The organism is uncultured Chitinophaga sp., from assembly GCF_937874145.1.
Lineage (GTDB): Bacteria > Bacteroidota > Bacteroidia > Chitinophagales > Chitinophagaceae > Chitinophaga.
In genome coordinates this window covers 1-10,064 of sequence record NZ_CALNBI010000222.1, presented here as the reverse complement: position 1 = coordinate 10,064, position 10,064 = coordinate 1, and the positions used below count along the sequence as shown (strand labels likewise).

Genomic DNA, 10,064 nt, shown 5'->3' with positions numbered 1-10,064 from the left:
GTGTTCGAGCATGTTCCGCAGAACGCGTACATGTATTTCGTGCACAGCTACTTCGTGGAGCTGGGCCCGGAAACCACCGCCATTGCGAATTACGTGATCAATTACAGCGCGGCGCTGCAGAAAGATAATTTCTATGCCGTGCAGTTTCACCCGGAGAAGTCGGCGGACGCAGGGCAGTGCCTCATCGAAAGCTTCCTGAAACTGTGAGCGTGACGATCCGGCATATCACTACGCAAGACACGCTGCAGCTGCGGCGCGACGTGATGTATCCTGAGTGGTCGCTCGACCAGGTGACGCTTCCGCATGATGCGGGCGCGTTGCATTTCGGTTTGTACGACGGTAACCGGCAGGTGGCCGTCGTGTCCCTGTTTGTCGACGGCGCCAGCGCGCAGTTCCGTAAGCTGGCGACGGCTACGGACCAGCAGGGGAAAGGGTTCGGGAAGATCATGATGGCGCATTTGGAGAAGGTCTGCCGCGAAAAAGGCGTGACCCGGCTCTGGTGCAATGCCCGCGCCTCGGCAACGGGATTTTATGAAGCGCTGGGATACCGTATCACCAGCGGGATGTTTTACAAAGACAATATCGCATTCTATACAATGGAAATAAACCTCAACCCTCCGTCCGTCAACACTTTCACCATCATTCCCGCCATCGATATCATCGACGGGAAGTGCGTGCGGCTGACGCAGGGCGATTACGAACAGAAGAAGATTTACAACGAGAACCCGCTGGAAGTCGCGAAGGAATTCGAAGACGCCGGCGTGAAACGCCTCCACCTGGTAGACCTTGACGGCGCGAAAAAAGGCCAGGTTGTGAATTGGAAAGTGCTGGAAGCCGTGGCCGGGAAAACGGGCATGGTCGTGGATTTTGGCGGCGGCATCAAGCGGGACGAAGATATTCGCGTGGTGTTTGAAGCCGGAGCGAAGCTGGCGACAATCGGGAGCGTAGCCGTGAAGCAGCCGGAATTGTTTTTTAGCTGGGTGGAGAAATACGGGGCCGAAAAAATTTTTCTCGGCGCGGACGTGAAGGAAGAAATGATCGCGGTAGGCGGATGGCTGGAAACCACCGGCGTCAGCGTATTCGACTTCCTCCGCGGCAACATGGAGAAAGGCGTGAAGGAAATTTTCTGCACGGATATTGCGAAAGACGGGCTGTTGCAAGGGCCCAGCACCGAGCTGTATAAAAAGATCATCGCCGAACTGCCGGGCATCCGCCTGACGGCCAGCGGCGGTGTAAGCGAAATGGCCGACGTGGAAGCGCTCCGCGATGCGGGGCTTGCCGGTGTCATCATCGGGAAAGCCATTTATGAAGGCCGAATTCAAATGTCTGAACTGAAGAAACTGCTGTAGCTATGCTCACGAAAAGAATCATACCCTGCCTGGACATCAAGGACGGGCGCACCGTGAAGGGCGTTAACTTCGAAAACATCCGCGACGCCGGCGACCCCGTGGAACTGGGCGCGCTGTACGCCGCGCAGGGCGCCGATGAACTGGTGTTCCTGGACATCACCGCTACCAACGAGCGCCGCAAGACTTTGCACGCACTGGTGACCGACATCGCACGGCATATCAATATCCCGTTTACGGTAGGCGGCGGCATCGCGGCGGTCGACGATGTGAGCGTACTGCTTGGCGCGGGGGCGGATAAAGTGTCTGTCAACACCGCGGCATACCGCAATCCGCAGCTGCTCAACGACCTGGCGAAGGAGTTCGGGTCACAATGCGTGGTACTGGCGATCGATACGCGCTTCGAGGACGGCGACTGGTTCGTGTACCTCAATGGCGGCCGTGTGAAGACCGATACCCGCACCGAAGACTGGGCGCGCGAAGCGGTGGAGCGCGGGGCGGGGGAGATCCTGCTGACCTCCATGAACAACGACGGCACCAAGCAGGGATTTGCGCTGGATATCACCGGCCGTTTGTCGCGCAACTTCAACGTGCCCGTCATTGCTTCCGGCGGTGCGGGAACGATGGAGCATTTCGCCGACGTGTTTGAGAAAGCAGGGGCCGACGCGGCGCTGGCGGCCAGCATCTTCCACTACAAAGAAATGGAAATCCCCGATCTGAAGAACTACCTGTATCAGCGGGGCATCCAGATCCGGTTTTAATATTATAATATTTAGTTATCTTTAAATATGATTTACCCATGGAGGTGAATTTTTCAAAATCGCCCGACGGGCTGGTGCCGGCAATCGTGCAGGACGCTATCACCCGGAAGGTGCTGATGCTCGGGTATATGAACCGGGAAGCGCTGGATAAAACGCTGGCCGACAAGAAAGTGACGTTCTTCAGCCGGTCTAAAAACCGGTTGTGGACCAAAGGCGAGGAGAGCGGGAACTTCCTGCAACTGGTGAGCATGGCGGTAGACTGCGACCAGGACACAATCCTGCTGAAAGCCAATCCCGTTGGTCCCGTTTGCCATACCGGCGCGGACACCTGCTGGAACGAGGTGAATGAAGACGACGGCGGATTCCTCAACCGGCTGGAAGGTGTGATCCGCCAGCGGAAAGACAATCCGACGGAGAAATCCTACACGGCTTCCCTGTTTGCCAAAGGCATCAACAAGGTGGCGCAGAAGGTGGGGGAAGAAGCGGTGGAACTGGTCATTGAGGCGAAAGACGACAACCGGGACCTGTTCCTGGGCGAAGCGGCCGATCTGCTGTTCCATTACCTGATCCTGTTGCAGGCAAAGGGATTCACCCTCGAAGACGTAACTTCGATACTGAAAGAAAGACATAAAAAATGAAACGAGTTTTTTTCCTGCTGGCGATGACGGCCGCAACGGCCACCCAGGCGCAATTGAAAGTGAACGGCACCCTTTCGGGGGCTGAGGGCCGGAAGTTGTATTTCCTGAGTGAAGACGGTAAATATACCGATTCCACGGTGCTGGGCGCAGCGGGAAAATTCGCGTTTGTACCGCCGGGAAAGCCTGCTCCGGAAGCGATGTACGCGCTGTTCCTGGAAGGCGTGGGATTGCCATCGCTGCTGGTGAGCGACCAGCCGGAAGTAGTGATCGACCTGGAAGCGAAGGATTTCCCCGTGGCCAAAAGCCTCAAATCCGGCCAGCAAACCCGCTGGATGCAGGATTATCATAAGGTGATGCAGCCGCTGCAGCAGGAAGTACAGGCTTTGAACGCCGAAGCCCAGCAGATCGGGCAGGACGAAACGGCCAAACAGGAAGCTTTCCGCCTGAAGGCTGCCGCATTCGATACGAAGCTCCAGGCGGAAGGGAAAAACTTCATTAAAGCGCACCCCAAAGCCATGGCGAGCCTGTTCCTCCTTTACGGCGATATGCAGAAGCGGCTTACCAAACATGAGTTCGCCAACCTGTTCAACGGGCTGGACCAGAGCGTGCGGAGCACGCCGTTCGGCAAAACGGTGGCCATGACCATCGCGCAGGAAACAACCGGCAACAGCAAGCCGGTGCCCGCGCCCGATTTTTCGCAGGCGGATCCGAACGGGAAGATGATCAGCCTGTCGTCGTTCCGCGGCAAATACGTGCTGATCGATTTCTGGGCCAGCTGGTGCGGGCCCTGCCGGATGGAGAACCCCAACGTGGTTGCGGCGTATAACCGGTTCAAAGACAAGAACTTCACTATTTTCGGCGTCAGCCTCGACGAGGATAAATCCCGCTGGCTGCAGGCCATCAAACAGGATAAACTGACCTGGCCGCAGGTATCCGACCTGAAGGGCTGGGGCAACGAAGTGGCGGCGATGTACGGCGTGAAGGGCATTCCGCAGAACTTCCTCCTCGACCCCCAGGGCAATATTATCGCCGCCAATCTGCGCGGGGAAGCCCTGGAACTGAAGCTCGCGGAGATCCTGAAGTGACCGCTTATCAATTAGGGCTTGCTTTTGGGGCCCGGATTGGAGAAATTTGCGGTAGATCTAAACAGTCAATATCATGAAGAAATGGATACTTGCAGCCATGCTTTTCAGCCCGGCTGCAATGTTGTTTGCACAGGATAAGCCCGACGAAAAGATAAAGACCTACCCGTTCACCGTTTCAGGCACAGTGGGAGAGCAGCCTTCTCCGACCAAATTCTACCTCAGGATGCGCATTTCCGGTCAGTTTGTGATCGACAGCGCCGTGGCCGATGATGGCAAATTCACCTTCAGGGGCCGGATTCCCGAGCCGCAGCAGGCACAACTGTTTTCCGTGCTTCCGGTCTCGAAAGAAAATCCCGGCGGCAGGAAAGAAGTAGCGATGCTTTTCATAGGGAAAGGCACCACCAAAGTGCATGTTCCGGCGCCGGATCAAAAGGCGTCTGCCGACGGTACATCGGAACAGGAGGCGTTCAACGACCTGAACGTGCTGTTGCGCGCGGTGGAAAAAGACCAGGAAAACGCTTACAACGAATACCGCAAAGCGCGGGAAGCCAAAAACGACGCGAAGGTGCGCAAGGCGGAAACACGCCTGGAGCAGATCGACGCATCGCGGACGGCTATCATGCAGAAATACCTGAAAGACAATCCTTCTTCGCCCATCGGGATGTTTGTGCTGAACCAGGTAGCGGGGTATGAGCTGGACCCGGAAACGGCGGAACCGTTGTTCCGGTCGTTGTCCAAAGCCGTGCGCCGGTATCCTTCTGCAAAGGAATTTGAATACCGGGTTGAGTTGGCGAAAAAGCTGGCGGTAGGGAACCCTGCGCTGGAATTTTCGCAGAACGATACGACCGGTGCGCCGGTGACGCTGGCATCTTTCCGCGGGAAGTACGTGCTGGTGGATTTCTGGGCGAGCTGGTGCGGCCCCTGCCGTGCGGAGAACCCTAATGTGGTGAAGGCTTTCGAGTTGTATAAGGATAAAGGGTTCACCATCCTGGGTGTTTCGTTCGATGAAAAGCAGGACCGCTGGAAGCAGGCGATCCGTCAGGATAAGCTTACCTGGACGCATGTTTCGGATTTGAAGGGTTGGAAGAACGAGGTGGGAAAGCTGTATGGGATCCGTGCGATTCCGCAGAACCTGCTGATCGACCCGGAGGGTAAGATTATTGCGAAGAACCTCCGCGCGGAGGAGCTGGGCAGGAAATTGGAGGAATTGCTTCCTTAATAAGATTTCGATATGTTTTTTGAAGGACGGCCGGGAGTGATACCTGGCCGTTTTTTTATTTTTTATGCCGTGCGGGCTAATTTCAACAAATTAATTTTGTTCTTCTACGAATCTTTCGTAGATTTACGATAGTGTCGTAATTATGAAGAGAATTCTCTTATTCGCTATACTAATTTGTTTGGCTGGCTATGTTTGTGCGCAAACGGGAATTGTCCTGCAGGGGACGGTGAAAGACGGTAATGGCAAGCCGCTTCCTTTTGCGAGTGTTTTTTTGAACCAGACGACGATGGGTGCGCGATCGGATGAATCGGGCGGGTATGTCATCCGGAATATACCGCCGGGTTGGTATGAGGTGATTGTTTCGTATTTGGGTTATGAATCGCAGGTGCATCCGGTGCAGTTGGAAGAGGGGCAAACATTGCAATTTGTATTGAAGGAGAAGCCCGGGATGTTGAAGGAGCAGGTGGTGCGGCCGGATAAGGACCGGGAGTTTTACCTGGCGATGTTTAAGAAAATATTTATTGGTGAGGGTGCGTTTGCGAAGGAATGTAAGCTGATGAACCCGGATATTGTGGAGTTTGAGCCGGATATTGCGCGGGAGATATTACGGGCGAAGGCGGGTGATTTCCTGGAGATCAGGAATGAAGCGTTGGGATATAACATCCGGTTTCTGTTGCAGCATTTCGAGTACAATCCGCGTTCCGGTTACTCGATGTATTATGGGAACCCATTGTTTTTGCCGATGCAGCCGCGCAATAAGGTGCAGCGCAAGCGGTGGGAGCAGAACCGGAGAGATGCGTACAGAGGCTCGTCGCTCCAGTTTTTCCGCAGCCTGATTGCGGGAACGCAGCGGGAGGATGGTTATACGATGCGCAGGCTCAAGCGGGTGCAGAAGGATAAAGGTGTAGTTATAGATGCGCCGCCGGATTCGGTGATGCAGATCATCAAAAGCCCGATGTTTTCGCGGAACGTGAGTTTCCTGTCGCGGCAGGAGTGGCCGGCGGACAGTGTGTTGCATAAGCGGGCGGATGGATATGTGCTGCGGTTCCCGGATTTGTTGTACGTAGTGTACAGCAAGGAGAAAGAGGAGCAATTGTACATCCAGAAGTACCTGCGATCGAACGAAAGGGCGGGCCCGCAGACGTCGATCATGCGGCTGCTGGAGCCGGAAGTGCGGGTCGACCGTAATGGCAACCTGGAAGCGCCAATGAACGTGATATTTGAGAATTACTGGGGCTGGGAAAAGCTGGCCGTTATGTTGCCGCTGGATTACCGGCTGTGAGGCAGCTGGGAGCGCATTATAGCCAACGGGTATAGCGAAGGATAAACAGAGCATCAACACAAATACGACAAGTGAACAGATCACTGCGACGTCGCATTCGTAGTACAAGTCGTCGCATCAAATGGAAAATGTATGGAAAAGTTGACCAAACAAGAAGAAGCCGCAATGCAGGCTATCTGGAAGGCGGGGAAGGGATTCGTCAAGGATTTCCTGGAATCGCATGCGGAACCGATTCCGCCGTATACTACACTCGCCTCTACCATCAAGAACCTGGAGAAGAAGGGTTTTGTGGACGCGAAGAAGATCGGAAATGTGTATGAGTATTCGCCGACCATCGCGGAAGACGAATATGCCAAGAAGTTTATGAACAGTTTCGTGAAAGATTATTTCGAGAATTCTTACAAAGACCTCGTAACGTTTTTCGCGAAGGATAAAAAAATCAGCCCGGATGACTTAAAGGAAATCATCCGCATGATCGAAGAAAAATAATTGCAGCAACTATAAATCGCTCTTATGTCAGCACTATTTATTTATCTGCTGAAGGCCAATATTGCGCTTTGCCTGTTTTACCTCGCCTACCGGCTGGGGCTCCGCAGGATGACGTTTTACACGTTGAACCGTTTCTTCCTGCTGGGAGGGATCGCTTTTTCGTCCATGTTCCCGCTGGTGGATGTGAACGATTTTTTTTCGCGGAATGAAAAGCTCGCCCAGCAGGTGGTCACCTACGTTCCGGATTGGACCACCCTGCAACAGGTGCAATCTTTCACCGTGTGGACGCTCGTGGAATGGACGTTCTGGGCCGGCGTGGCCGTGATGGCTATCCGTTTGCTCGTGCAGCTGGTTTCGTTGCTGGTGCTGCACCTTCGCACGGTGCCGGACCGCCTGTACGGCCAGGAGGTACGCAGGATGAAGGGGTCGCTGACGCCGTTTTCCTTCTTCCGTAAAATCTATATCAATCCTGAGCTGCATTCGGCTTCCGAACTATATTCCATCGTGCGCCACGAGCAGGTGCATGTAAAGGAATGGCATACCGCCGATATCATGATGGGTGAGGTCAACAATGTATTTTACTGGTTCAACCCAGGTGCATGGCTCATGAAGAGCGCCATCCGCGAGAACCTGGAGTTCCTGGCCGACAGGTCCATCCTCCGCAGCGGCATCAACCGGAAAGAATACCAATACAGCCTCATCCAGGTGAACGCGGCACAATACGCGGCCGGCATCACCAACAGCTTCAATTTATCCCACATCAAAAATCGCATTTTTATGATGAATAAGTCCCGTACCTCCGGCATCCAGCTGTATCGTTACGGCGTTTTGTGCAGCATCGTCTGCGGGCTGCTCCTCACGCTCAACTATACCAAAGCCGGCGCCGTCGTTACCGATGCCATCCAGGAGGTGAGAACTGTACTGGTGCCCGAAAAGCCGGAAAAGCGGGATACCGTTCCCGCTGAAAAAACGGCGGTTGTGGAAAAAGCAGCTGCCCGGAAAGATACGTTCAAAATCGTTAATGGGAAGTTCGGGCAGGCAGATACATTCAGAAGATCAAGCGGTTCAGTTATTCCGGCTTATGACGTGATGATCGCACAGCGGGAGCCTGCTACAACGACCGGGACTTACGCCGGTGTGGTGGTATCAGATAGGCAAAAAAGCAACACATCTGCCAGCACTACACCCAATATCATCATCGGAAGGCCTACGGAGAATCCGCCGTTAATCGTAGTGGACGGCAATGTGATGCCCCGATCAGCCAATGTCCTTGCCAAAATGAATGCCAGTGATATCGAATCAGTTACCGTGCTGAAAGACCAGGGAGCTACCGCCATTTACGGAAAAGCCGCTGAGCACGGTGTGATCATCATCACCACCAAAACCGGCAAGCCCACCTGGCAGCGAGGCGCCAGAACGGTGGAAGGTAGACTTATCCACAAACCAGACTCCCTGAAAGTGGTAACCGTTACCGGGTTTCGTGGCTCGCCGGCTGAATACCGCACGATTACAGTAGTTACCGATACGACTGATAAGCTAAGAAGAATGTATGAAAAGGCTGGTGACATGGAATCCGCGCTGGATGAACATTTAAATCAACATCAGTCGGCCGTGAGGAAAAACCAGGCCCGGTCGCCGTACACTCCCGAGGAGTATACCAGGATGTTTGAGGAAAAAGTAGCGGAAATGACCCGGCGTGACAGCGTGCTGGTTATGAGGGGCTATTCGAAAACCGGCCAGACGATCGGCCAGAGCGTTCAGACGGAACACTATCCCAACCCGACAGACGGACAGGTGAACTTCGCCTACAGCCTCAGCAGGCCCGGTAAAGGCGCCATCCGCGTTACCGATATGAACGGCAAGGTGATCTGGTATAAATCCATCAACGGGCTGAGCGGTAGCCAGAAAGAGCAGATCAACCTGGCGAACCAACCCGCGGGCACCTACATCATCAACTTAACGCACGATCGTTCCACCATGACATCCCGTATCGTGAAACAATAAAAAAAGACAGGCCTCCGCGTTACACGGAAGCCTGCTTTGATATCTGGAAAGCAGCCTGCGGGCTGCTTTTTATTTCTTTACGCTTCGCGCACAACGGAAGCCGAGGTTCGAAAGGCCGGAAGAAGGGGTCGTTTTCATCCGGGCAGTCACACGGTAGCCGCGGCAATACACGTCGCTGCACATAAATGATCCCCCGCGGATCACGCGTTTGGGATTGGAAGGATCGTCGGGGTCGTTGGGCGTATTGGAGCCGGAGGGATTGTGCGCTTCTGCAGGTTCGGCAGAGTACGAGCGCGCGTCGTACCAGTCGGCCGTCCATTCCCAGACGTTGCCCGACATATCGAACAACTGATAGCCGTTGGCCGGGAAAGACTTGACGGGAGCGGTGGCGTAGAATCCGTCGGTTTCCGTGTTTTCGTACGGGAACCGGCCGTTCCAGATGTTGGCTTTCGGTTTGCCGGTCTGGGGTTCTTCCGTCCCCCAGGGATAAGGTTCCCCTTTCCTGCCGCCGCGCGCGGCGTATTCCCATTCCGCTTCAGTAGGGAGGCGCTTGCCGGCCCATTTGGCGTATGCCTGCGCATCTTCCCAGGAAACATGCACTACCGGGTGGTTGTCGAGGCCTTTGATATCGCTTTCCGGGCCTTTGGGGTGCTTCCAGTCGGCGTACAGTTCAAAGCTCCACCACTGGCGGACGTCGCGGAGGTCGACCGGCCCGGTGGTGGGCACAAACACGAGCGAGCCGGGGATCAGCATCGAGCTGTCGGGCTCCTCGGCGCCGGGAGGTAGCGAAGCCATCAGCTCCTCTTTCGAAATCGGGCGCTCGGCCGTGGTCACATACCCGGTGGCAGCCACGAACGCGGCGAACTCGGCATTGGTGACTTCGTGGGAGTCGAGGTAAAAAGAATCTAGTTTGACGGTATGCACCGGGTATTCGTCCGGCATGCCGGTCTCGTCTTCGGCGCCCATGCTGAACGTTCCGCCGGGGATGAGTACCATGGGATTGAGCGCTTCAATGGCGGGGGGGACGTTAGGCCGTTTTGGTTGTTTGGCGGCGGGCGCCTGGCAGGAGGCCAGCAGGGCGCAGCCGATGATAATGGCTGATGTCTGATTCCGGATCATAATGACTGCAAAATTAGGCATTCTGCATTGTGAAATTGTTAAATTCCTTCACAAACCTTTCCAATGGCCGTTTTGCCGTAAATTGTACGATATGTCTATCCACCGCGCTGATTTCGGGCCA

General features: G+C 54.8%; 9 protein-coding genes and 1 pseudogene. 9 read left to right on the top strand and 1 reads right to left on the bottom strand.

Features of this window, described 5'->3' with window-relative positions; all coding sequences use genetic code 11:
* The 9 genes and pseudogenes from hisH to Q0510_RS10680 form a co-directional block, all read left to right on the top strand.
* Positions 1–207 (top strand): annotated as a pseudogene (gene hisH, locus Q0510_RS10720) (imidazole glycerol phosphate synthase subunit HisH); the annotation flags it as partial.
* Positions 204–1,349, top strand: coding sequence for a 1-(5-phosphoribosyl)-5-[(5-phosphoribosylamino)methylideneamino]imidazole-4-carboxamide isomerase (gene hisA, locus Q0510_RS10715; protein WP_298711032.1), 1,146 nt, complete (start codon positions 204–206; stop codon positions 1,347–1,349). The pseudogene hisH and the gene hisA, both read left to right, overlap by 4 nt.
* Positions 1,350–1,351: 2 nt before the next feature.
* Positions 1,352–2,107, top strand: coding sequence for an imidazole glycerol phosphate synthase subunit HisF (gene hisF, locus Q0510_RS10710; protein WP_298711029.1), 756 nt, complete (start codon positions 1,352–1,354; stop codon positions 2,105–2,107).
* Between the two features lie 38 nt (positions 2,108–2,145).
* Entirely contained in the window at positions 2,146–2,745 is a 600-nt protein-coding gene (hisIE, locus tag Q0510_RS10705) for a bifunctional phosphoribosyl-AMP cyclohydrolase/phosphoribosyl-ATP diphosphatase HisIE (protein ID WP_298711026.1), read from the top strand.
* Entirely contained in the window at positions 2,742–3,830 is a 1,089-nt protein-coding gene (locus tag Q0510_RS10700) for a TlpA disulfide reductase family protein (protein ID WP_298711023.1), read from the top strand. Before hisIE ends, Q0510_RS10700 begins: the two co-directional genes overlap by 4 nt.
* A gap of 73 nt (positions 3,831–3,903) precedes the next feature.
* On the top strand, positions 3,904–5,049 hold the full coding sequence (locus Q0510_RS10695) for a TlpA disulfide reductase family protein (protein ID WP_298711018.1): 1,146 nt from the start codon (positions 3,904–3,906) through the stop codon (positions 5,047–5,049).
* A 142-nt stretch (positions 5,050–5,191) separates the two neighbouring features.
* Positions 5,192–6,331, top strand: a complete 1,140-nt coding sequence (locus Q0510_RS10690) for a carboxypeptidase-like regulatory domain-containing protein (protein ID WP_298711011.1) — start codon at positions 5,192–5,194, stop codon at positions 6,329–6,331.
* Positions 6,332–6,463: 132 nt separating this feature from the next.
* Positions 6,464–6,820, top strand: coding sequence for a BlaI/MecI/CopY family transcriptional regulator (locus tag Q0510_RS10685; protein WP_298711008.1), 357 nt, complete (start codon positions 6,464–6,466; stop codon positions 6,818–6,820).
* Between the two features lie 24 nt (positions 6,821–6,844).
* Positions 6,845–8,824, top strand: a complete 1,980-nt coding sequence (locus Q0510_RS10680; protein WP_298711005.1) for a T9SS type A sorting domain-containing protein — start codon at positions 6,845–6,847, stop codon at positions 8,822–8,824.
* A gap of 69 nt (positions 8,825–8,893) precedes the next feature.
* On the opposite strand, the gene Q0510_RS10675 is transcribed toward Q0510_RS10680, so the two are convergent.
* Positions 8,894–9,943, bottom strand: coding sequence for a formylglycine-generating enzyme family protein (locus tag Q0510_RS10675; RefSeq protein ID WP_298711002.1), 1,050 nt, complete (start codon positions 9,941–9,943; stop codon positions 8,894–8,896).
* Positions 9,944–10,064: the final 121 nt, after the last annotated feature.

Bases quoted from the DNA above. Each gene is read 5' to 3' on its own strand.
- hisF (WP_298711029.1), top strand. From the start codon at position 1,352: ATGCTCACGAAAAGAATCATACCCTGCCTGGACATCAAGGACGGGCGC.
- hisIE (WP_298711026.1), top strand. From the start codon at position 2,146: ATGGAGGTGAATTTTTCAAAATCGCCCGACGGGCTGGTGCCGGCAATC.
- Q0510_RS10700 (WP_298711023.1), top strand. From the start codon at position 2,742: ATGAAACGAGTTTTTTTCCTGCTGGCGATGACGGCCGCAACGGCCACC.
- Q0510_RS10695 (WP_298711018.1), top strand. From the start codon at position 3,904: ATGAAGAAATGGATACTTGCAGCCATGCTTTTCAGCCCGGCTGCAATG.
- Q0510_RS10690 (WP_298711011.1), top strand. From the start codon at position 5,192: ATGAAGAGAATTCTCTTATTCGCTATACTAATTTGTTTGGCTGGCTAT.
- Q0510_RS10685 (WP_298711008.1), top strand. From the start codon at position 6,464: ATGGAAAAGTTGACCAAACAAGAAGAAGCCGCAATGCAGGCTATCTGG.
- Q0510_RS10680 (WP_298711005.1), top strand. From the start codon at position 6,845: ATGTCAGCACTATTTATTTATCTGCTGAAGGCCAATATTGCGCTTTGC.
- Q0510_RS10675 (WP_298711002.1), bottom strand. From the start codon at position 9,943: ATGATCCGGAATCAGACATCAGCCATTATCATCGGCTGCGCCCTGCTG.